Source organism: Streptomyces phaeolivaceus (assembly GCF_009184865.1).
GTDB classification, from domain to species: domain Bacteria; phylum Actinomycetota; class Actinomycetes; order Streptomycetales; family Streptomycetaceae; genus Streptomyces; species Streptomyces phaeolivaceus.
On record NZ_CP045096.1, the window covers coordinates 601698 to 622897 of the forward strand.

The following is a 21200-nucleotide window of genomic DNA, read 5'->3' on the forward strand; positions in this document are numbered from 1 at the left end:
CCTCACTGTGCCGTCCTGCTGTCCCGAGGGCGTTGTCAGTGGTGGGAGGCAGGATGGGGCCATGACGACATCAGTTGCAGTGATCGTGGATGCCGCCGCCTACGCGCAGGCCGTCGAGGACGCGGTGCGGGCTTCTGCCGCGTACTACACGGGCGGGACGTCGGTGCTGGACGATGACGCGTACGACCGGCTCGTGCGGGGGATCGCGGCGTGGGAGGCGGACCATCCCGAGCAGGTGCTGCCGGAGTCGCCGACCGGGAAGGTGGCCGGCGGGGCGGTCGAGGGGGACGTGCCGCACACGGTGGCGATGCTCAGTCTGGACAATGTGTTCTCGGGTGAGGAGTTCACGGCGTGGACGGCTTCGCTGACCCGGCGGATCGGGCATGAGGTCGAGCGGTTCGGGGTGGAGCCGAAGCTCGACGGGCTGGCGGTCGCCGCCCGCTACACACGGGGGCGGCTCACCCGGCTGATCACTCGGGGCGACGGGACGGCCGGGGAGGACGTCTCGCACGCCATCGGCACGATCGAGGGGCTGCCCGCCGAGCTGGCCGAGCCGGTCACCGTGGAGGTCCGGGGCGAAGTCCTCATGACGAACGCCCAGTTCGAGCACGCCAACGAGGTGCGCACCGACCACGGCGGACAGCCCTTCGCGAACCCTCGGAACGCGGCGGCGGGCACCCTGCGCGCCAAGGAGCGGGCCTACACCGTGCCGATGACGTTCTTCGGGTACGGGCTGCTGGCGCTGCCGGACACGGACGCCGGGTCCGCCGCGCGGCTGGGCGAGCTGGCCCACAGCGAACTGATGGCGCGGGCCGCCGAACTCGGGGTGAACACCACCGCCGGCACGGCCGTGCCCGGTGTCACCGCGGCCACGGCCGAGGAGGTCCTGGACCGGGTCAAGGAGATCGCCGCGCTCCGGGCCGAGCTGCCGTTCGGGATCGACGGGATCGTCATCAAGGCCGACCTCGCCGCCGACCAGCGGGCCGCCGGTTCGGGCTCACGCGCCCCGCGCTGGGCCATCGCCTACAAGCTGCCCGCCGTGGAGAAGATCACCCGGCTCCTCGATGTGCAGTGGAACGTGGGCCGCACCGGCATCATCGCCCCGCGCGGGGTGCTGGAGCCGGTCGAGATCGACGGCTCCACCATCACCTACGCCACCCTGCACAACCCGGCCGACATCACCCGCCGCGATCTGCGGCTGGGCGACCATGTCATGGTGCACCGCGCCGGTGATGTCATCCCCCGTGTGGAAGCGCCCGTCGCCCATCTGCGCACCGGCGACGAACAGCCCATCGTCTTCCCCGAGGTGTGTCCGAGATGCGGCTCCGCCATCGACACCGGGGAGCAGCGCTGGCGCTGCGAGAACGGCCGCAACTGCCATCTGGTGGCGTCCCTCTCCTACGCCGTGGGCCGCGACCAGCTCGATGTGGAGGGGCTCGGCCACACCCGGGTCGTCCAGCTCGTCGAGGCGGGCCTGGTCGCCGATCTCGCCGATCTGTTCGCCCTCACCCGGGAGCAGCTTCTCGGTCTGGAGCGCATGGGCGAGACCAGCACCGACAACCTCCTCGCCGCGCTGGACACCGCCAGGGGACGGCCGCTGTCGCGGGTGCTGTGCGCGCTGGGGGTGCGGGGTACCGGACGCTCCATGTCCCGCCGGATCGCCCGGTACTTCGCCACCATGGACCACCTCCGCGCCGCCGACGCCGAGGCGATCCAGCGGGTCGAGGGCATCGGCACCGAGAAGGCCCCGTCCATCGTGGCCGAACTCGCCGAACTCGCCCCGCTCATCGACAGGCTCACGGCGGCCGGGGTGAACATGACCGAGCCGGGCGCCACACCGCCCGCCCCGGCCGACGCCGAGTCCGCCGACGCCGGCACCGGCGCGGGCGCGGGCACGGGCACGGGCACGGGCACGGGCACGGGCACGGGCACGGGCGAGGGCACGGGCGAGGGCGCCGACGGCACCGACAGCATCGGCGGCGACGCTCCGCAGCCGTCCTCGGAGCCCGGCGGGCCGCTCGCCGGGATGGCCGTGGTGGTCACGGGCGCGATGACCGGCGTCCTGGAGAAGCTCAGCCGCAACCAGATGAACGAACTCATCGAACGGGCCGGCGGACGCGCCTCCTCCAGCGTCTCCAAGAAGACCTCCCTGGTCGTCGCGGGCGAGAACGCCGGCTCCAAGCGCGCCAAGGCCGAGACCCTCGGCATCCGGCTGGCCGCCCCGGACGAGTTCGCCGCCCTGGTGGCCGACTTCCTGGACTGACCGGACCGGACCGGACCGGCGCCCGGCTCACAGCCGGACGATCACGAGGGCCGTGTCGTCGGTGGCGCGGCCGGCGGGGAGGAGATCGACGAGGAGGGCGTCGGCCAGCGGTTCGAGACCGGCCCGGCGGTGACGGGCGAGCGCCTCGGCGAGACGGACGAGGCCGACGTCGATGTCCTCGTCCCGGCGTTCGATCAGACCGTCCGTGTAGAGGACGAGCCTGTCGCCCTCGGTGAAGTCGACGGTCGCCTCGGGGCGGGGAGTGTGTTCCGGACGGGCGCCGAGCGGTGGATCGGTGGCCTGGTCGAGGAGGACGACCGTGCCGTCGCGGCGCAGCAGGGCGGGCGGCAGATGTCCGGCGCTGCTGTAGGTGATCGTGTGGGTGTCCCAGTCGACGCAGGTCTGCACGGCGGTGGTGTTCTCGGCGCCCTCGACGGAGCGGGCGTACAGACCGAGCGCGTCCAGCGCCTCGGCGGGGCCGTCCGCCACCAGGGACGCGGCGCTCAGCGCGCTGCGCAGCTTGCCCATCACACAGGCGGCGGACAGACCGTGTCCGACGACGTCACCGACGGCGATGCCGATGCGGTCGACACCGGAGAGGTCGACGAGGTCGTACCAGTCGCCGCACACGTTCAGCGCGTCGGTCGCCGGCTGGTAGCGCACGGCGGCCCGGTGGTGGCCGAGCGGGTTGGGCGCGGGCAGCATCGCCTTCTGCAGGGCGAGCGCGACCTCCCGTTCATGGGCGTGCGCCTCGCGCAGCCGTTCGTTGACGTCCTGGAGTTCCCGGGCGCGCGTGTACAGCTCGGCCTCCATCACCCGGGCGCGGTCGCCGGGGGCGCGCTCGCGGGCCCGGATCAGCTCGGTGACCTCCTCCACCTTGTGGATCAGCAGGACCACCTTCCCGTCGGAGTCGAGGAGGGGCGCGTTCACCGGGCTCCAGTACCGCTCCTCCCACTCCCCCGGCCGCTGCACCGACTCCACGTCGTAGCGCTGCAGTGCCATGGCGTCCCGTTCACCGGTCTCGACGACGCGGTTCAGGGAGGCCGCCAGATTGCGCATGCCGTTCGCGGTCGGGTCGCCGGGGTTGTCCGGGAAGACGTCGAAGAGATAGCGGCCGACGACCTGCTCACGGGTGCGGCCCGACATCCGCAGAAACTCCTCGTTCGCGTCCGCGTACACCAGCCCGGGTGTCAGCAGCGCCACCATGCCCGGCAGCGCCTGGAACACCGCCGCGTAGTCGATCTCCGTATCCGCCATGGTCGCCGCCTCAGCGTCCGTCGCGTTCCTGTGATCTCCACCATAGGAGCGGATGGCCGCCGGGGCGCGGTCCTGTTTCCACGAAAAAGTGCTGGTCACCCACGGTTGTGCGCCGGAGGACACAGCGTCGCCGGCGGGCGGGGTTCGCGCGCCGGTCAGCCCGCGGCGCGGAGCAGGATGTCCCGCGTCGACCCCATGCCGTACTTGTCCACGCGGCTGGACAGCGCCGCCGCCTCCCGCAGCAGGGGGCCGAGGTCGATGCCGGCCCGGCGCGCGTCCTCGCACAGGTCGCGCAGGGCGAGCAGTTCGTCACGGGTGTCGGAGCCCTGGTCGACGGCGGAGAGGTGCGGCAGGCGCAGCCGGAAGCCGTCGGGAGTGGGTGCGAAGGCCAGACTCACGCCCCAGCGGAACGCGGTGTGGCGCGCGAAGAGGCCGCGCGGGGCCACCCGCGACGCGTCGTCACCGTCCGCGTACGCGGTGAGCACGGCCCGCAGCACGGTCTCGGCCTCCGCCCGGACGCCCGCCTCGTCCATCGCGGAGGGCCGCTGCCGCATCCGCTCCTCCCAGCCGGGGTCGCCGATGTCCACGGGCTCCTCGGCGATGGGCCGCAGGGCCGCGTCCAGCAGCGCGACCCGCGCCTCGATCCCGGCGAGCCACTCCACGCCGTTCCCCACGCTGCCCCCTCGCCGTTCCCCACGCTGCCCCCTCGCCGTTCCGCACACCGTCCCCCTCAGCAGGGCTGTCGCCACACCCCGAGTTCCAGTCGCTTCACCATCGACGACAGCCGCAGTCTGCGGGACTCGGCGCAGAAGCTGCTCCTGGGTTCGGTGTACTCCACATGGAACACCGCCTTGCCCGCCTCGATGAACGGGGTGAGCCGTGCGCATTCGTCGTACTGGGCGCACTCCTCGTTGACCGCGAAGTCGAAGTCGGCCAGCAGCTGGGGGATCTGCGGCAGGTCGTTCTTCAGGCCCACCGACAGGCCGCGCTCATGGGCGATGTCGGCGATCATACGGTTGTATGCCAGCTGGTCCCGGGCGGTGAGCGGGAAGCCGGTGTCGTTGCCGTAGCCCTCCAGCAGATCGGGCTCCACCGCGTCGAAGCCCTTGTCGCGGCACATGTCGAAGCGGCGTTCCATGAGGGGCCGCAGGACGTCCGACCGCCGGATGTCCAGCCATCGTTCGCCCGCCCAGCCGTTCTCCTCGCCGAGCAGGGCGCGCGGGAAGTCGTCCTTGTCGGGGCGGAAGTCCTCCCAGGCGCCGACGTTGATGTAGCAGATGACCTTGCGGCCGTCGCGGTGCAGCCGGGCCACGTCCGCCGCGGAGTTCTCGAAGCCGTCGATGTCGTAGACCGGTACGTCCGGCGAGGGGTCGACCTTGCCGTCCAGCTGCCACTGCCAGGCGAGACCGGGCCGGGGCCGCCACAGCGCCCTGGAGTCCGTCCCCTTGTCGCCGTCGCCGCCACCGTCACCGGTACAGCCCGTCAGCGTCGAACCCACCAGCGCGGCCAGCAGCACGAGACACACGAACGCCGGCCGCCTCATCCTTCAGTCCCTCGGTCCGTACCTCGATCCGTTCCGGTGAGGGCGGGGGTCAACTGGGCCCAGGGGTTGGGGGGTTCACCGGTGACCGGGCCGCAGACGGCGGCGCCCCGGTCGTGCGCGGTGCGGACGGCGAGCGGGACGAGGGCCTCGGGGACGCCGTAGACGAGGTGACAGAGCCGCTCGGGTGGATGCCGGGCGGCCCAGGCGGGTCTGCTGAACGCCGACACGTACGTCGACCAGTGACCCTCGAAGGTGACGGTCAGGTCGGCGAGGCGCGCGTACCCCGGGGCCGGGTGGACCCCGGGGTTGAGGACGACGGTCCCGGCGCCGAGTCGGCGTACGGCCCGGACGAGCCGGCGGCAGGCGGGCAGGGCGTCCGGGGTGGCCGTCACCCGGTCGAGGAAGCAGCCGTCGGCCGCGTACCACTCCTGGTGACGGCGTACGTCGTCGGCGATCTCGGCGCGGTCGCGCACCCCGTAGTCGGTGTCGACATAGCCGAGCAGCCGGGCCCCGGCCGCGCGCAGGGCCCCGGCCGCCGCCGTGAAGGCGGGGTCGGGGCCGTCGCCGGGGCCGTTCGCGGGGTTGAGGACGACGCCGTACGTACGGGTCGCGGCCCGGATCAGCCGGTGCCAGGCGCCCGGGTCCTCGGCCGGGTGGACGTACAGCGGGATCAGCAGGCTCACGGCGTACGGTCACCCGCCTCGCCGCGCCCGGCGCTCCCTTCCCGTCCGCTCCCCCACAGCGCGGTGAGCGCGTCGTCGAGCGTGTGGACCGGCCGCCAGCCGAGCGCCGCCTCGGCGGCGGTGATGTCGGAACACTGCCAGGACACATCGGCCGACCGCACCGAGCCGAGGACGTGCGCCGAACCGACCGCCCCCGTCCCCCCGCGCGCCCCCGCGCCCAGCGCGTTCTCCTCGATCCGGCCCCGGAAGCCCGCCTTGGCGGCCAGGCCCCGGACCAGCTCGCGGACCGGGACGGCCCGGCCGGCGCCGATGTTGAGGACGGGGGGCAGCGGACCGGGAGCCGTGGCCGCGCGCGCGACCGCTCGGGCGACGTCGCGTACGTCGACGAAGTCGCGGTACGCGGAGAGGTCGCCGAGCGGGAGTACGGCGTCGGGGTCCTGGCCCGCCGTGCGGAGCAGGCCGGCGATGCGGCCGGGCAGGCCGGTCGGCGGGGCGCCGGGGCCGACCGGGTTGCCGACCCGCAGGACCACCGCGTCCAGGCCGGACGTGGTGACGGCGACCGTGCCCGCGAGCTTGGTCGCGCCGTAGGGGGCGAGCGGGCGGGTGGCCGCCGATTCCGTCACCCGGACGTTCGGGACGCCGGGCCCGTACTCGGCGGCCGAGCCCAGATGCACCAGTCGGGCGCCGGGGACGGCCTCGCGGAGCGCGGCGCACAGGACCGCGGGGCCGCGGGCGTTGACCTCGGCGAGGGTCACGGGATCGCCGCCGGTCGCGCCCGCGCAGTTGACCACGGTGTCGGGCGCGGCCGTCGCCAGGATCTTCGCCAGTTCCGGTGCGGTGACGGTGGCGAGGTCCACGGTGTGGTCGGCGGTGGGTCCGCGTCCGCCGCCGAGGACCAGCGCGCCCGGCAGGGCACGCAGCCCCTCGACGACATGGGTGCCCAGATAGCCGGTGTGACCCAGGACGAGAATGCGCATGTGGTGCTCAGGCTCCCTTGAGCAGAAGCGACTTGCGGGTGGTGAACTCGGCGTTGGCCCGGTCGTAGTCGTCGGGGCGCCCTATGTCCAGCCAGTATCCGTCGAAGTCGTAGGCGTGGGGCTGGTTCTGAGCCCTGATCAGATCGAGGACCAACTCGTCGAAGCCCAGCGGCAGTCCGGGGGTGTAGTCGTTCAGGGTGGAGCGGGAGACGCCGTAGACGCCCATGGAGACGCGGTAGTCCATGCTCGGCTTCTCGGTGAAGGCGACGACCCTGGAGTTGTCGGTGGTCAGCACCCCGAAGTCGATGTGGACCTTGCGGGCGTAGGTGGCGATGGTGAGCGGTGCCCCGGACTCGCGGTGGTGGTGCAGGACGTCGGCGTAGTCGAGGTCGGTGAGGATGTCGCCGTTCATGACGAGGAACGACTCGGGCAGCCGCTCGCGCAGGTTGAGCAGGGGGCCCATGGTGCCGAGGGGGCTCTCCTCGGTGGCGTAGTCGACGGTCAGGTCCCACTGGGAGCCGTCGCCGACGTAGGCGCGGATGATCTCGCCGAGGTGGCCGATGGCGATGGTGACATGGGTGAAGCCGGCGGCGGAGAGCTGGCGCAGCACGATCTCCAGGATGGCGTGCTGGTCGCCGATGGGGACGAGCGGCTTCGGCAGCGCGGTCGTGTAGGGCCGCAGCCGGACACCCTTGCCTCCCGCCAGGATCACTGCGTGCATGGTGCTCCTCCTTCGTCGAGGTGCTCACGGATGTGCTTCGCGGATGTGCCGGACGGGAGTCAGATGTTGTAGATGGCGGTCTTGTAGCGGGCGAGGTTGGCCGGGTCGCGGAAGAACTCCACGGTGTGCGCGAGGCCTTCCTCCAGGGTGTGCGCGGGCCGCCAGCCGGTGGCGGCGGTGAGCCGGGTCGCGTCCGCGACCAGCCGCATCACCTCGGAGCCCGCGGGCCGGATGCGGGCCTCGTCCTCACGGACGTCGAGTTCGCTGTCCATGACCTTGCCGATCAGCGCGACGAGGTCGCCGATGGAGATCTCGCCGCCGGTGCCGGCGTTGAAGGTGCGGCCCACGACCTGTGCGGCGGGCGCGGTGCCGACGGTCAGGAACGCCTGCGCGGTGTCCTTGACGAAGGTGAAGTCCCGGGTGGGGCGCAGATCGCCGAGGGTGATGGTCCGCTCCCCCGCCGCGACCTGGCCGATGACCGTGGGGATCACCGCGCGCATCGACTGGCGGGGCCCGAAGGTGTTGAACGGTCTCAGGGTCACCACGGGGGTGTCGAAGCTCGCGTGGTAGCTGTCGGCGAGCCGGTCCCCGCCGGCCTTCGAAGCGGCGTACGGGGACTGGGTGTTGATGGGATGGTCCTCGGTGATCGGCACGGTCCGGGCGGTGCCGTAGGTCTCGCTGGTGGAGGTGTGGACCAGGCGGGGCGTGCCGAGGGCGCGGACGGCCTCCAGGACGTTGAGGGTGCCGGTGACGTTGGTGTCCACATAGCTGTGCGGTGCCTGGTAGGAGTACGGGATCGCGATGAGGGCGGCCAGATGGTAGGCGGTGTCGGCGCCGTCGAGGAGGCCGCGCACGGAGCCGGGGTCGCGGACGTCGCCGAGGACGATGTCGACCTGGTCCAGGACGTCCGGGTGCAGGGTCTCCAGCCAGCCGTAGGAGGAGAACGAGTTGTACTGGGCCATGGCCCGGACCCGGTGGCCGGCGGCGACTAGTGCCTCGGTCAGATGGGAGCCGATGAAGCCCTCGGCTCCGGTGACGGCGGCGATCGGTGCGGAGGTCAACTGGTGTGTCCTTCCGGTCAGTTGGATGTGGGGGGTGGTGTGGTGAAGGTCGTGGGCGAGCCCCGGGGGCTCAGGCGTGCGGCGCGGGCCGGCCGAGCAGCCGCAGCACGCACGCCGACAGACAGAGCGCGGCGGCGGCGCAGCACAGTGGCAGTGCCGAGTCGGCCGGTGGCGGGCGCAGCAGGGTGACCGCCCCGGCGGCGCCCGCCGCGGCGAGACAGATCGCGGCCGACGGCCAGGCCGCCCCGAACGCCTGGAGCAGCAGCGCGGTCCACAGGACGGCCGCGAGCAGGAGCAGGGGTACCGGGTCGGCGCCGGTGAGCCGGGCCGCGGGCAGCAGGGGCAGCAGATAGGCGAGCAGGCAGAGGCCGAGGATCCCGGCCGAGCGCAGCAGGAACGCCGCGGGTGTCGCGGCGGCCCGCAGCGCGGCGACGGACAGTCCTCGATAGCGGTAGAGCAGCCATTCCGCCGGGCCCATGCTGACCGTCAGCACGATCACCGCGTACGGCTCCTGCCGGCCCTCCAGCAGCACCAGCACCCCGGCGGCCAGGCCGAACAGGCCGTACGGCAGCGACCACAGCAGGCGCGGGCGGCGGGCGTCCGGGACGGCCGGGGTGGCGAGGACGGTCCGCAGGGTCCGGCCGGTGACGGCGAGGGTGGCGAGCAGGGCGAGGAGGGGCAGCCCGGCGCGCGGCCACGGTCCGGGGTCCCACCAGGACAGGACGGCGGCTCCGACGACCAACGGGCTGAGTGCGGCGAGGAGTTGGCGTTCCCGGCCGAGGACCAGCAGGACTCCCGCCGCCGCGAGGTACGCGGACTGCGCGGCGGCCACCAGGGTCACCGGGCCGCCCTCGGCGGGCAGCGCGGAGATCGCCGTGGCGACCACCGCTCCGACGGGGGCGCCGGTCAGGAGCGTACGGCCGGCCTCGTGCCGCCCGGTCGCCATCCGCAGATGGGCGCGGTGGCCGAGGGCCTGGCCCCAGGCCCAGGAGACGAGTCCGGCGACGATGAGGGCCGGGGCGTGGACGCCGGGGTTCCACAGCGGGGCGGTCAGCAGATAGGCGAGGCCCGGCAGGGCGAAGAGCACGCCCCGCAGCAGACAGCGGACGGTGTCCGGGCGCCAGGGATCGGCGGTCGCGGCCGGTTCCGGGAAGGTCCTGGGCACCCGTTCGTAGAGTGCCGAGGCGAGCGAGAACAGGTTCGGGTGGCCGTACCGTTCCTTGATGGCGGCGGCGGACAGGCCCTCCGCCTCCAGCAGGGCGGCGACCTCGTAGGGGTGGACGGCCGGGCCGACGCGGTCGGCGAGTTCGGCGGCGAGTTCGCTGACGGCCTCCTCGTCGGGACCCTGTCCCGGCAGCCGGATGGTGAGGGTGGTGTCGTCGGCGAGGGCCCAGCTGGGGCGGCGGCGCGGGCGGCGCCGGTCGGCCAGCCGGATGGCGAGGGTGTCCTGTTCGACGCCTCCGGGTTCGAGTGACATGGGCCCGCTCATCCGGCCACCGTGCTGATCGGGGCCGGCGTCGCCGCCGGGACCGCCGCCACCGCCGTGGCCGTCGACAGCGTCGACTGCCTTTCCAGGGTGGGCAGTTCGAGGTAGATGGAGCGGAAGGTGTCGATGGTCCGGCGGAGGGTGAACTGCTCGATCACCCGCAGCCGTGCCGCCTCCCCCATCGCCCGGCGGCGCGCGGGGTCGCCCAGGAGTTCCAGCGCGGCCTTCGCCATGGCCTCCGGGTCGCGCGGCGGCACCACGAGCCCGGTGCCGCCGACGGCCTCGCGGACGCCGCCCACATCGGTGGAGACGGTGGCCCGCCCGCACGACATGGCCTCGATCAGGGTGAACGGGAAGCCCTCGCTGATGCTGGAGAGCATCACGATGTTCCCGGCGGCGTAGGCGTCCTTGATGTCGTCGACACGGCCCTCGAAGGTGACCGCGTCGGCGTGCCCGAGTTCGGCGGCGAGGGCCTCGCAGCGTTCCCGGTAGGCCTCGCCGCCGCGTGGGGTGCCGCCGAACAACCGCAGCCGTACGTCCGGGAGTTGGGCCCTGACGAGGGCGAACGCCCGGATCAGGGTCTCCAGGTCCTTGATGGGGTCGACGCGGCCCGCCCAGCTGAGGGTGAGCGCCTCCGGCTCGGGCCCGGCGGGCGGGAACGCGGCGGGATCGACGCCGTTGTAGACGGTGCGGATGGACTCGGGGTCGGCGCCGCCCTGTTCCTCCCAGAGCCGGTTGTAGCGGTTGCCCGGGGTGATCAGGGCGGCCCTGCGGTAGGTCTCCTCGGCGAGGAGGCGGAAGAAGCCGAGGACGACCGCCTTGACGGGCCAGCGGTAGGGGGCGGTGCGGTAGCCGAGGTAGCGCTCGCGCAGATAGACGCCGTGTTCGGTCAACAGCAGGGGTACGCCGTGCCGTTGGAGGGCGGCGAGGCCCGGGAGGACGGCGACTCCGCCGCTGACCGCGTGCGCGACACCGGTCTCGGGCGGTGGCGCGGCCAGCGGGCGCAGGGCGTGTTCCAGCAGGGAGGTCGCGGTGAGCGCGTCGTGCAGGGTGGGCCGGGCCTCGCGTACGGCGAGGCCGGGGCGGTTCCAGACGGCGGTCAGCTGGGCGATCGCCCGGTCCGAGCGCAGGAACGGGCTGAGTGTGCCGTCCGCCGCGGCCCCCGCCAGCTCGTACAGGGCGGGCCCGAACCCGCTCTCGGCGCCCGGGTCGAGCAGCGCGGTGAGGAACCGCTCGTAGGCGGTGGTGAGCCGGTGGCGGGCGCTGCCCCGGGGCGGGCGGCCCTCCGGGGGGTCGCCCCACATGGGGACGGACAGCACCCGGGAGACATGGGCGGGCAGGTCCCAGACGACGGGTTCGCGTCCGGTTCCGGTGACCGCGATGACGTCGAAGTCGAGGTCGGGCATGCCCTGGACGAGCTGGTCGCACCAGACGCTCACGCCGCCGTGACTGTGGGGATAGGTGCCTTCGGTGAGGAGGGTGACGCGCGTCGCGCCGAGTCGGCGCGCGTCGTGAGGAACAGGCATCGGTGTGCTCCACGGCCGTGGTGGGGGGGGTGGTTCCCGGTGATTCCCTGCCGGTCCCGGCCCGCCGGTCCGGCGGCCGGGACGGCTGGTGGGCGGGTGCCGCGGGTCAGTCGTCCGCGGTGTCGGTGTCCGTGGTGTACGGCACTCTCTCGCGCACGCCCGCGGGGACGCGGGTGTCCGGCGCGGGTTCGGTGGTCCCGGCGGTGTCGGCGGACCCGGTGGTGACGCCGGCCGTGGTGGCGGCGGACGTCGGCAGGGCGAGGTCGAGGGTGTCGCCCGAGGAGGGGGTCCAGCCGGAGACGGCGCCCGCGTAGGCGTCGCCGAAGGCGGTGCCGGCGAGTGTGGTGCCGGTGGGCGCGGTGACGGTGACCGCCAGCCCGTCCGGTGCCTCGACGGTCACGGTGTCGCCGATGCGGTGGGCGGTGACCTCACCGGCCTGGAGGGCGGCCTGCCAGGCGGCCCTGCGCCGCAGTTCGGCGCCGATGTCCTTCATCCGCAGGTTGACCACGGGGGTGTTCTCGGCGAACAGGGCCGCGTAGCCGTCGAGGACGCCGTCGAGCACCGGATAGGCGATGCGGTCCTCGGCCAGGTTCGACTGGTGGATGAAGTGCGGTTTGGGGTCGTTTGCGAGGACGTGGCCGAGGGCGATCCGCTTCTCCAGCGGCACGATGACCTCGTCGTAGCCGGTGGCCGTGTCCAGCGGTGCCGTGAGGCAGGTGGTGGTGGCCGGGTTGTCCTCGCAGATGCCGCTGCCGCCCTGGGCGCGGCCGGTGTAGATCCAGTTGTACTCGTCGACCTGTTCGGCGGCCCGGCCGGCGTTGTAGAAGACGTTCATCGGGTAGCGGGGGACGGTGGTGGCGGGGCCGACCTGACGCTGGGCGGGCTCGCGGGAGTTGTCGGAGCCGAGCCAGGCGATGTCGTTGTCGTCGAGGGCGAGCGCCAGATTCGGGTTGTCCACGGGCTGTTGCGGCAGCACCTTCATGCCGGAGTGCTCACCGGTGACCAACTCGCCGTTCTCCAGGGGGAGTCCGGCACTCTCACCCCAGACCCGGTTGGTGGCGATCTCGTCGGAGATGTCGTTCCGGCTGACCCACTGGGTCGAGCCGTCGGCGTTGGTCGCGCACCTCCAGGGGACCACGCTGGTGTCCTGGACGCAGCCGAGGAAGGGGTGCGAGTAGGTGTGGTTGATCCAGCGGAACTGGTTGCGGTCCGCGAGGAACTTGTCGGTGAGCGCGTCGTCGCCGTTGTTGTCCTCGCGGTGGTCGACGCTGCCGGCGCCGTTGTACGCGAGGTCGAGGGTGAAGTTCTTCGCGGTCTGCCAGGCGGTGGCGTGGTCGACGTCGTCCGGGGTCATCCGGATGGGGTCGGGTTCGACGTTCGGGTCGGTGCAGTCGACGTCGCCCGGTGTGCAGTTGAGTTCGGTGTTCCAGCGGTCGTCGGCGGCGAAGACGTCGTCGACGTGCACGGCGAAGTAGTTCCGTGAGGCGCCCAGATGGACTCCGCCGGTCATCCACTCGACGATGCCGCGGGCCAGCAGCCGGAACTGCTGCTGGTACTGGTTGTAGACGAAGGTGACGACGAGTTCGCGCCGCCCGTCGTGCCGGTACTCGCCGACCAGTGAGCCGCGGGTGGACTGGCCGGGGATCGCCGCGTCGACGTAGGACGTGAAGTCTGCGCCCGCCACCGGTCTCGACAGGTAGGCGTAACTCTCGCCGACGGCCGGGTCGTTGTCCTCGAAGGGCACCGCGCCGTCGAGATAGCCGAAGGGGCCCGCCTGCCCGGCGTCGGTCACCTGGGCCTCGACGCCGTCGAGGCCGCCTGAGTAACCGCCGTAGATCGGGTACTGCAAACCGGCTTCTGGACGCGCGTAGGTGTAGGCGTCGACCTGGGGGATCGCGTACGTCTGCTCGTAGGTCGCGAGCGCCGTCATCTCGGTGGAGCCGGCCGGGAACGGGTTGTCGTTGGGCAGCACCACGGCCTGGTACTTGGCGCGTGGGCGGCCGTCGACGGTGTCGGCGAGGAAGCCGGCGTCGATGACGGGCCGGCCGGCGCTCGTCAGATCGATCTCGGTGTACGGCGTGCCGGCCGCGGTGAGTTCGGCGGCTATCGCGTCCGTGGACGGGCCGCCGTCGCTCACCACCAGGACCCGCAGGTCGATGCGGGGTGCGGTGTCGTCGGCCTGCGCCGGGCCGGCCGGCAGGCCGAGCGCGGCGATGAGCGCGCCCACCGTGAGCACGGCGGTGCGTAAGGTCCGCTTCATGCGGTGAAGTCCCCTCCCCGGGCAGGGGTGAGTACGCCTCTCAGGGGGTGTTTCGAGGGTCCCGTGCGGTGCCCGCGGTGTCCGGTGTGTGCTCTCGGCGCGCCGGACGAAAGTCCTCGTACTGGACGTACTTGGGCTTTCGGCCGGTGCGGCGAGAGCGCGTGCCGGGCGCCGCGGGTGCTGTGCGGGACCCTCGAAACACCCCCTAGAGCGGACGCACCCCCTTGCGTGACGCCGGCGTCCCCCTCAGAACCCAGTCGTCGACGCATCCGTCGCGTCACATAGTGGTGTCTGTGTGTGGCTTTCGTGGTCATGCCGCGAAACATGACGGAAAAGCGCAGGTGTCCAACTGGGCGAATCCGGAACCGAATTGGACGCTTTCTCATCAGCCCGTGAGCATGACGTCCGACGACCGCGAGGGCCCGGCGCGCTGGTCCGGGCCCTGCGGGGCGCGTCGGCGGACCGCAGGGGCCCGCTAAATCGTTCGCCAGTGGTCCAGACCCTCACGGAAGCCTGATCGCAGATCATTTCAGGTCACTCCCGTCACGGCGGTCCACTTTCTCGGCGGCCGTCAGGCGCGCAACGGCTTCCTTCGGACGCGGAACGGCTGCCCTCAGGCGCAGAGCACCCGGGTCTCGGGCGTGAACACCGGGCCGCCGCTGACGCTCGTGCTGTCGCTGAACTCGGTGTAGAAGTACGAGTAGAAGCCGATGTTGCCGTTGCAGCCGGAGTCGGCGGCGACCTGGAGCGTCAGCGTGACCGTACGGCTCTGGCCGGGCGGGATGGTGGCTCCGTAGTTGGTGCCGAGGTCGGCGGGGCCGGTCCCGGAGCAGGGGGTGGCGCCGGCGGCCGTGGCGAGGCTGCAGCCGGTGAAGGAGTACTTCAGGTCGGGGCGCTGGTTGGTCAGCCAGGTGGGCTCGATGGTCTGGTAGACGAACCAGACGTCGTAGGTGTGGTTGTTCGTGATCGTCATCGACAGGTCGACCGTGCCGCCGGGTGTGGTGGTGGCACTGCTGGTGGTGAACGTCAGCTCCGCGGGTGCCGCGGCGACCGCGCTCGCGCTGGGGGCCATACCGAACACGGCGAGGGCGAGGGCCAGGACGGCGCCGAGGCCGAAACGTCTCATCAGTGGTGATCGCATGGGCCGGGAGGCTAGGCATCCGGCGAGCGCGCCGTCTGCCCCGGCGGACACCGGCCGGACGCCGCCCGGCCGGAAGTGTGCGTCGGGTGCGGCCCACGCGGGGGATTCGTGACGAACCGCCGGGTCCCCGCGTTGGCGCACCGTAACGGCGATGTGACGGGGTGTGCGAAGGGGGTCGGTGACGCCGGGGCGGTCTCCGCGGCGAACGGGACGGCATTGGCGCGTATCGCACCGCGCGGGGCGCTCCCGGGCCGCCGCGCGGGGCACGGCTTCTCGGCCATCCGCCGATTTCCGGCCCCGCCCCGCGCCCCTGTCTCTTCTCCCAGGGTCGCGGGGCCGGAAGTCATCTGTGGAAACCCGCGCCCCGTTGATGAGTCGGAACATCAGCTGTTGCATGGCCCTGCCCGGCGGTCGACCGCCGCCGGTTCTTCGGGATCTCGGGGAAATGGGGGACTGTGGGTCGGTCCAGAGCGCGTTCGGAGAGACGAACAGCACGGACAGGACGGGCGGGGTGGTCGGGGGTACGGCGACACGGTGTGTCCGGTGCGGCGGCGCTGCTGGGCGTCGCCGCACTCGTCGTCCCGGCGGTCCCCGCCGGCGCGGCGACCGGGGGAACCGCGCCGCCGCCGAGCCCGGGAGAGCTGATACCGGGACAGCGGACGGCGACTCCCGCACTGGTCGAGGGGATCGGCGAGCCCGCCCCGGACGCCCCGGACGCGGCGTCCGCGGCCCGCGCCCACCTCGCCGAACGGGACGACCGCTACCGGATCACCCACCCGCTGCGCGACCTGGAGCCGGCGGGGACGCTCACCACGGGTGACGGCCACGAGGTCGTACGGCTGCGGCAGGAGCACCGGGGTGTGCCCGTGCTCGGCGGGCAGTACGTCGTCCGTATGGAGAGACGGGACGGCGAACGGCAAGCGCGCGACGGCGTGGCCAGCGGGCGCTCAGCGCGGCCATCACGGGCGCGCCGACGATCATTCCGACGGCGTACGCCGATGTGAGGCTCGCGGCGGCTCCCACCGACACGGACAGCTCACGGGCGATGCCCGGTACGAGGCCGGACAGCATGAACTCGGAGGTGCCTTGCGCGAACACGGCAAGGCCCAGGACATGGAGGAACAGGGGCACGGGATCGGCTCCGAAGGTGACGGACGCGGGCAGGGACTTCCGCGGCGCCGGCCGTCGAACGGGGTCACCCGGGCAGGGACGCTCCGCCGCCGGCCGGCGGCTCCGCTCTGTCCGACTCGGGGCTCGTCACCCGGGGCACGGTAGTCGTGGCCCGGCTCGGGCCTCAACCGGTTTTGGGCGGCGGGGGTCGGCCTGGGGGCGGGACGGGTGGGGACCGATGTCCGTCCGCCTGTGAGAAGGTCGTCGCGGTCTCCGAGCAGGGGCGATCGCGACGCTTCGCGCGAACGTTCCGTGACGTGGCCGTGGTCGAGGAGAGGACGGGCCGGTGAGTGGTGGCGAGGACGAGCCGGTGAGTGGTGGCGAGGTACGGGCCGGGGCGGGCGGCGGCGCATGGCTGCTGCGGCTGCGGCCGGACGAGGGCGTGGACCGGCCGGTCCCGGCCTCCTCCCCCGCGACGGTCGCCGAGGCCGTGGCCGATCTGGGGGCCGAGCCCGTCGCCTGGGCGGTGGAGACGGCGGCCGGGGCGGCCGGGCGGGCGGCACGGCAGTCGCCCGAGGTGGCGGACGGCCCCGTCGGGCTGCGGATGGCGCGCCGGTCGGCGGAGGCCTGCTGCCTGGCGATCCTGCGGGGGCTGCTCCACGACACACCGGCCGACCGCATCGTGGCTCCGGCCGAGGCGGTCGACGGCAACCGCGATCTGGTGCACCGGGGCGTCGCGCTGGACCTGATCCTGCGGTCCGTGTGGACCTCGCACGTCCATACGTACGAGCGGCTGCTGGCCGCGCTCAGGACCTTCGTCGAGCCGGAGCGGTGGGGTGCGGAGAGCGAGCGGGTCACCCGGCTCTCCTTCGCCTATGTCGAGGAGCTGACCGCCCTGTTCACCTCCCAGTACGCGGCGGAGCGCGAGCACTGGGCCGGGGGCCTGCTCGCCGCGCGCCGGCAGCTCGTCGACGATCTCGTCGCCGGCCGGCGTGTCCCACCGGCCGCCGTGGAACGCACGCTGGGTCTCGATCCGGACCACCACCACATCGCCGCCGTGCTGTGGTCGGACCCGGCCGAGCGCGACGAGGAGGGCCTCTTGCCGCCGCCGCACCGGCTGGCCGCCGATCTGGTGGCGGCCTCGGGGGCCGTCCGATCGCTCGTGCTGCCGGCGGGGGCGTGCGAGGTGTGGGTGTGGGCGGGGTGGCCGCACCGGCCGCCGGACGACCTCGCGTCCCTGGTCGGCGAGGAGTTGCGGGGCACGATCGCGCGCTCCCCCGTCGGTGTGTACGTGGCGCTGGGGCCCCCGGCGCCGGGCCGAGAGGGGTTCCGGAGCAGCCATCTCGCCGCCCGGGAGACGGAACGCATCGCCCAGGCCCTCGGCCGGCCCGGCGTCCACAGCTACGCCGACCTGGCCGTGCTGTCGCTGCTGACCGCCGTGCCCGACCACGCCGAGCGCTATATGCGGGAGGTGCTGGGCCCGCTGGCCGGGGCCGACGCCAAGACCGCCGAGCTGCGCGAGACCCTGCGGCTGTATCTGGCCCACGGCCGCAGCCGTACCCTCGCCGCCGAGGAACTGTTCGTCGCCCCCAACACCGTCGCGTACCGCGTCAAGCGGGCCGAACAGCTGCTGGGCCGGACCCTTCCGCAGGACCATCTGCCGCTGCGGCTGGCGCTGGAGATCAGCCGGGTCGTCACCCCCTGAGCGGTGCCGGGCCTTGCGCCGGGACGACAACACCCCGCCATGAATCTGTCGTCCGGCGCCGAGGACGTCCGCCGACCGGCGCCCGACGATGAGCGGGCCGGGCACAGGGCGGTGCTCAGCGGGACGCCGGACGCGGCATACGCGTCGCGGGACCGACGACGCCCGCCGCCGTACGCCCGGCGCCGCTCGTCCGCCGCCCAGTACGCGAAAGGCGCCCCGCATGAACACGCCGCCCACCCCGGTCGTCGCGACCACCCCCCTGTCCGTGTCGTCGCAGGCCCGGCCCGTCGATCCCGACCAGAGCTGGCCGACCGGCAACAAATGGCTGCGGGGACCGTTCGCCCCATGGGCCGAGGAGAGCGCGGGCTACGACCTGCCGGTGGAGGGCGCGATCCCGGAGGATCTCGCGGGCGCCCTGTTCCGTATCTCCTCCAACCCCCGTTTCCAGCCCCGGAACATGGACCGCTACCACTGGTGGGAGGGCGACGGCATGGTCGCCGCGCTCTATCTGCGCGACGGCCGGGCCGCCTTCCGCACCGGCTGGGTGGCGACCGACTCGATGAGGTTCGAGGTGGAGCAGGGCGAGGCCGTCTACAGCGGATTCGTCAACGGCGGCACACCCGGCCGACTGCCGAAGGGCGCCCCGCGGGCCAAGAACGTGGCCAACACCAACGTCGGTGTCTTCGACGACCATCTGCTGGTCTACTTCGAGGGCGGTCTGCCCACGGCGATGCACCCGGAGACCCTGGAGACGTTCGGCACGTACGACTTCCACGGCGGCATCGACGTGCTGTGCACCGCCCACCACAAGATCGACCCGGTGACGGGCGACATGCTGTTCTTCGCCGCGACCGGGCCGGTCATCACCTGGTACCGCGCCGAGGTGAAGACCGGCCGGGTCGTCGACTCGCACACCATCGACGTCGGCGTCCCGGTCCTCATGCACGACTTCGTCGTCAGCGAGAACTACGCGATCTTCTTCGTCGCGCCCAACCTGCTCCGCCTCGACCTGATCGCCCAGGGCAGGCCCGGCGTGGTCTGGGACGAGTCCGCGCTGCCGCACGGCACCCAGATCGTGCTGATGGATCGCCGTACGCACGAGGTGAAGTGGTACGAGGCGGGCGGCATGTTCGCGCCGACGCACTTCTACAACGCCTACGAGATCGGTGACGAGGTCGTCATCGACATGCACCGGGTCTCCCGCATCGGGACCCCCGCCGACAGCCTCACCCCGCTCGGCTCCCACGAGTGGTTCCCGCCGGGCTACGCCTGGCAGTGGCGGATCGACACGGCGACGGGAAAGGTCTCCGACCGGCGGGTCTCCGGCATCGCGGGCGAGTTCCCGAAGATCAACGACGTGTACACGGGCGTGCGGAACCGGTACGGCTACTTCGTCACCACCCGTGATCTGGCACCGGAGACGATGTCCGACGGTCTGGCCCGCCACGATTACGTCAAGGACGTCACGACCGTCCTGGAGGGGCCGCACCCGCTGACCAGCCCCAGCGAACCGGTGTTCGTCCCCCGGGCCGACGCGCGCGCCGAGGACGACGGCTATCTGCTGACCCTGTGGTGGAACCCGGAGACGGGACTGAGCGAGCTGCTGGTCCACGACGCCTCCGACCTCGTCACCCAGCCGCTGGCCCGTGTCCGGCTGCCCGTGCGGGTGCCGTTCGGCTTCCACGGCAGCTGGGCCGACCAGTCCGTCCTCGACCGGAGCGTGGCCGCGCTGCGCGACGCGCGCTGACCTCCTCGCCCCATTCCTTCGCGCGCCGGTCTCCTCCTCCGGCGCGCGCCGATCACGTACGCCCCGATCGCGTACGCCCGGAGCCGCCCACGAACACCGGAGAACCCCATGACCACCACCACACCCACGACAGCCGTGCCCGCGTCCGGCGACGCCCTCGCCGCGTGGCACGGGCTCCTCTTCGACGGCGCCTGGCGGCCGGGCCGCGGCGGGACCCCGGAGGTGACCGCGCCGGCCACCGGAGAGGTGATCGCCACGGTCGGCGCCGCCTCCCCGGCCGATGTCGGGCAGGCCGTGGAGAGCGCGGCGCGGGCCCAGCGGGACTGGGCCCGGCTGCCCTACGACCGACGGGCGGACGTGTTCCGCAGGGCGGCGGCCCTGCTGGAGGCCGGCCCGGGTCAGCCGACCCGGGCCGGCTGACCCGGGCCGGCTGACCCGCCGGCTCGTCCCCGAGGCCGGCTCCGGCAGGGGCAAGGCCGCCTTCGAGACCGGTGTGGTGGTCTCCGAACTCGCCCAGGCCGCCGCGCTCGCCGCCGCGCCCTACGGCGAACTCCTGCGCACCTCCCGCCCAACGCCTCTCCCTCGCCCGCCGGGTCCCGGTCGGCGTGGTCGGTGTCGTCTCGCCGTTCAACTTCCCCGCCATCCTGTCCATCCGCTCGGTGGCACCCGCGCTCGCCCTCGGCAACGCGGTCGTCCTCGAACCCGACCCGCGCACCCCCGTCTCGGGCGGGTTCGCCCTCGCCGAACTGCTCGCCGAGGCCGGGCTGCCGGAAGGACTCCCGCACGCACTGCCCGGCGGCGCCGACGTCGGCCACGCCCTCGTCACCCACCCCGCCGTGCCCTGTGTCTCCTTCACGGGCTCCACCGCCGCCGGACGCGCGATCGCGGCGGCGGCCGGTCCCCTGCTGAAGAAGCCGCATCTGGAACTCGGCGGCAACAACGCCCTGGTGGTGCCGCCCGACGCCGACCCGGACGCGGCGGCCTCCGCCGGGGCGTGGGGATCGTTCCTGCACCAGGGGCAGATCCGCATGACCACCGGCCGGCACCTCGTGCACGCCTCCCTGGCCGAGCGGTATGTGGCGAGGCTGGCCGAGAAGGCCGCCGCGATCACCGTCGGCGACCCCACCGACCCGCACCACGCCCTCGGCCCCCTGATCGACGCACAGCAGCGCGACCGGGTTCACGACATCGTCACCCGCAGCGTGGTCCAGGGCGCCACCCTGGTGACCGGCGGCACCCACGACGGGCTCTTCTACCGGCCCACCGTCCTCGCCGACGTGCCCCACGACTCCGCCGCGTTCACCGAGGAGATCTTCGGCCCGGTCGCCCCCGTCACCGTCTGCGAGACCGTCGACGAGGCCGTGGACCTCGTCAACTCCTCCGAGTACGGCCTGTCCGTGGCCCTCCTCACCCAGGACGTCTTCGGCGCCCTGGAACTCGCCGGACGCATCGAGTCCGGCGCCGTCCACATCAACGACCAGACCGTCGACGACGAGGCCGTGGCCCCCTTCGGCGGCGTCAAGTCCTCGGCCGCCGGGGGCCGCTTCGGCGGCGGCGCCAACCTCGACACCTTCACCGAGGTCCAGTGGGTGACCGCGCAGTCGAGGATCGAGCGCCACCCGTTCTGAACCGCGCGCCGCTGCGGAGGGTGAGCACATCGGCCCTACGGCGTCCGGCGTCGGTGACTGGCCGGTAGTACGTACTCGGGTTACGTAGGTCT

15 protein-coding genes and 2 pseudogenes are annotated in these 21200 nt (G+C 73.0%); 5 read left to right on the top strand and 12 right to left on the bottom strand.

Annotation, left to right across the window (positions count from 1 at the left end; translation table 11 throughout):
- The first annotated feature begins 61 nt into the window (after positions 1 to 61).
- The gene (gene ligA / locus F9278_RS03110) at positions 62 to 2263 is read left to right on the top strand and encodes an NAD-dependent DNA ligase LigA (protein WP_152166880.1); all 2202 of its coding nucleotides are present in this window, start codon (positions 62 to 64) and stop codon (positions 2261 to 2263) included.
- A gap of 27 nt (positions 2264 to 2290) precedes the next feature.
- On the opposite strand, the gene F9278_RS03115 is transcribed toward ligA, so the two are convergent.
- The 11 genes from F9278_RS03115 to F9278_RS03170 all read right to left on the bottom strand — a co-directional run bounded on the left by F9278_RS03115 (position 2291) and on the right by F9278_RS03170 (position 14918).
- Complete coding sequence (locus tag F9278_RS03115) at positions 2291 to 3520, bottom strand: PP2C family protein-serine/threonine phosphatase (RefSeq protein ID WP_152166881.1); 1230 nt, start codon at positions 3518 to 3520, stop codon at positions 2291 to 2293.
- 155 nt (positions 3521 to 3675) lie between these two features.
- Complete coding sequence (locus F9278_RS03120) at positions 3676 to 4194, bottom strand: hypothetical protein (RefSeq protein ID WP_226966609.1); 519 nt, start codon at positions 4192 to 4194, stop codon at positions 3676 to 3678.
- 56 nt (positions 4195 to 4250) lie between these two features.
- Positions 4251 to 5063: an endo alpha-1,4 polygalactosaminidase gene (locus F9278_RS03125; protein ID WP_152166882.1), complete on the bottom strand. Its 813-nt coding sequence runs from the start codon at positions 5061 to 5063 to the stop codon at positions 4251 to 4253.
- Positions 5060 to 5746: a spherulation-specific family 4 protein gene (locus F9278_RS03130; RefSeq protein WP_152166883.1), complete on the bottom strand. Its 687-nt coding sequence runs from the start codon at positions 5744 to 5746 to the stop codon at positions 5060 to 5062. Before F9278_RS03130 ends, F9278_RS03125 begins: the two co-directional genes overlap by 4 nt.
- The gene (locus F9278_RS03135; RefSeq protein ID WP_152166884.1) at positions 5743 to 6723 is read right to left on the bottom strand and encodes an NAD-dependent epimerase/dehydratase family protein; all 981 of its coding nucleotides are present in this window, start codon (positions 6721 to 6723) and stop codon (positions 5743 to 5745) included. Before F9278_RS03135 ends, F9278_RS03130 begins: the two co-directional genes overlap by 4 nt.
- Positions 6724 to 6730: 7 nt before the next feature.
- On the bottom strand, positions 6731 to 7444 hold the full coding sequence (locus tag F9278_RS03140; RefSeq protein ID WP_152166885.1) for a nucleotidyltransferase family protein: 714 nt from the start codon (positions 7442 to 7444) through the stop codon (positions 6731 to 6733).
- 59 nt (positions 7445 to 7503) lie between these two features.
- On the bottom strand, positions 7504 to 8505 hold the full coding sequence (locus F9278_RS03145; RefSeq protein ID WP_152166886.1) for a GDP-mannose 4,6-dehydratase: 1002 nt from the start codon (positions 8503 to 8505) through the stop codon (positions 7504 to 7506).
- Positions 8506 to 8575: 70 nt separating this feature from the next.
- Positions 8576 to 9994, bottom strand: coding sequence for a hypothetical protein (locus F9278_RS03150; protein ID WP_152166887.1), 1419 nt, complete (start codon positions 9992 to 9994; stop codon positions 8576 to 8578).
- Positions 9991 to 11517, bottom strand: a complete 1527-nt coding sequence (pelF, locus tag F9278_RS03155) for a GT4 family glycosyltransferase PelF (protein ID WP_152166888.1) — start codon at positions 11515 to 11517, stop codon at positions 9991 to 9993. The genes F9278_RS03150 and pelF overlap by 4 nt, the downstream gene beginning before the upstream one ends.
- A 106-nt stretch (positions 11518 to 11623) precedes the next feature.
- Entirely contained in the window at positions 11624 to 13777 is a 2154-nt protein-coding gene (locus F9278_RS03160) for a hypothetical protein (protein WP_152166889.1), read from the bottom strand.
- 613 nt (positions 13778 to 14390) lie between these two features.
- On the bottom strand, positions 14391 to 14918 hold the full coding sequence (locus F9278_RS03170) for a hypothetical protein (RefSeq protein WP_152166890.1): 528 nt from the start codon (positions 14916 to 14918) through the stop codon (positions 14391 to 14393).
- A gap of 536 nt (positions 14919 to 15454) precedes the next feature.
- Between F9278_RS03170 and F9278_RS03175 the strand changes: the two genes are divergently transcribed.
- Positions 15455 to 15922: a hypothetical protein gene (locus F9278_RS03175; protein ID WP_226966610.1), complete on the top strand. Its 468-nt coding sequence runs from the start codon at positions 15455 to 15457 to the stop codon at positions 15920 to 15922.
- Here the strand turns inward: F9278_RS03175 and F9278_RS46805 are convergent.
- Positions 15831 to 16049 (bottom strand): annotated as a pseudogene (locus F9278_RS46805) (MFS transporter); the annotation flags it as partial. The gene F9278_RS03175 and the pseudogene F9278_RS46805 overlap by 92 nt on opposite strands.
- Before the next feature lie 325 nt (positions 16050 to 16374).
- On the opposite strand from F9278_RS46805, the gene F9278_RS03185 reads away from it, so the two are divergent.
- The 3 genes and pseudogenes from F9278_RS03185 to F9278_RS03195 all read left to right on the top strand — a co-directional run bounded on the left by F9278_RS03185 (position 16375) and on the right by F9278_RS03195 (position 21108).
- Positions 16375 to 17733: a PucR family transcriptional regulator gene (locus F9278_RS03185; RefSeq protein ID WP_152166892.1), complete on the top strand. Its 1359-nt coding sequence runs from the start codon at positions 16375 to 16377 to the stop codon at positions 17731 to 17733.
- Positions 17734 to 17953: 220 nt separating this feature from the next.
- Positions 17954 to 19480 carry a carotenoid oxygenase family protein gene (locus F9278_RS03190; protein WP_152166893.1) on the top strand — a complete coding sequence of 509 codons (1527 nt, stop codon included), beginning with the start codon at positions 17954 to 17956 and terminating at the stop codon, positions 19478 to 19480.
- Positions 19481 to 19588: 108 nt separating this feature from the next.
- Positions 19589 to 21108, top strand: a pseudogene (locus F9278_RS03195) (aldehyde dehydrogenase family protein).
- Positions 21109 to 21200 lie beyond the last annotated feature (92 nt).

What these genes read in the sequence shown, in the direction of transcription:
- ligA (WP_152166880.1), top strand. Translation starts at nt 62, where the DNA reads ATGACGACATCAGTTGCAGTGATCGTGGATGCCGCCGCCTACGCGCAG.
- F9278_RS03115 (WP_152166881.1), bottom strand. Translation starts at nt 3,520, where the DNA reads ATGGCGGATACGGAGATCGACTACGCGGCGGTGTTCCAGGCGCTGCCG.
- F9278_RS03125 (WP_152166882.1), bottom strand. Translation starts at nt 5,063, where the DNA reads ATGAGGCGGCCGGCGTTCGTGTGTCTCGTGCTGCTGGCCGCGCTGGTG.
- F9278_RS03135 (WP_152166884.1), bottom strand. Translation starts at nt 6,723, where the DNA reads ATGCGCATTCTCGTCCTGGGTCACACCGGCTATCTGGGCACCCATGTC.
- F9278_RS03140 (WP_152166885.1), bottom strand. Translation starts at nt 7,444, where the DNA reads ATGCACGCAGTGATCCTGGCGGGAGGCAAGGGTGTCCGGCTGCGGCCC.
- F9278_RS03150 (WP_152166887.1), bottom strand. Translation starts at nt 9,994, where the DNA reads ATGAGCGGGCCCATGTCACTCGAACCCGGAGGCGTCGAACAGGACACC.
- pelF (WP_152166888.1), bottom strand. Translation starts at nt 11,517, where the DNA reads ATGCCTGTTCCTCACGACGCGCGCCGACTCGGCGCGACGCGCGTCACC.
- F9278_RS03160 (WP_152166889.1), bottom strand. Translation starts at nt 13,777, where the DNA reads ATGAAGCGGACCTTACGCACCGCCGTGCTCACGGTGGGCGCGCTCATC.
- F9278_RS03170 (WP_152166890.1), bottom strand. Translation starts at nt 14,918, where the DNA reads ATGCGATCACCACTGATGAGACGTTTCGGCCTCGGCGCCGTCCTGGCC.
- F9278_RS03190 (WP_152166893.1), top strand. Translation starts at nt 17,954, where the DNA reads ATGAACACGCCGCCCACCCCGGTCGTCGCGACCACCCCCCTGTCCGTG.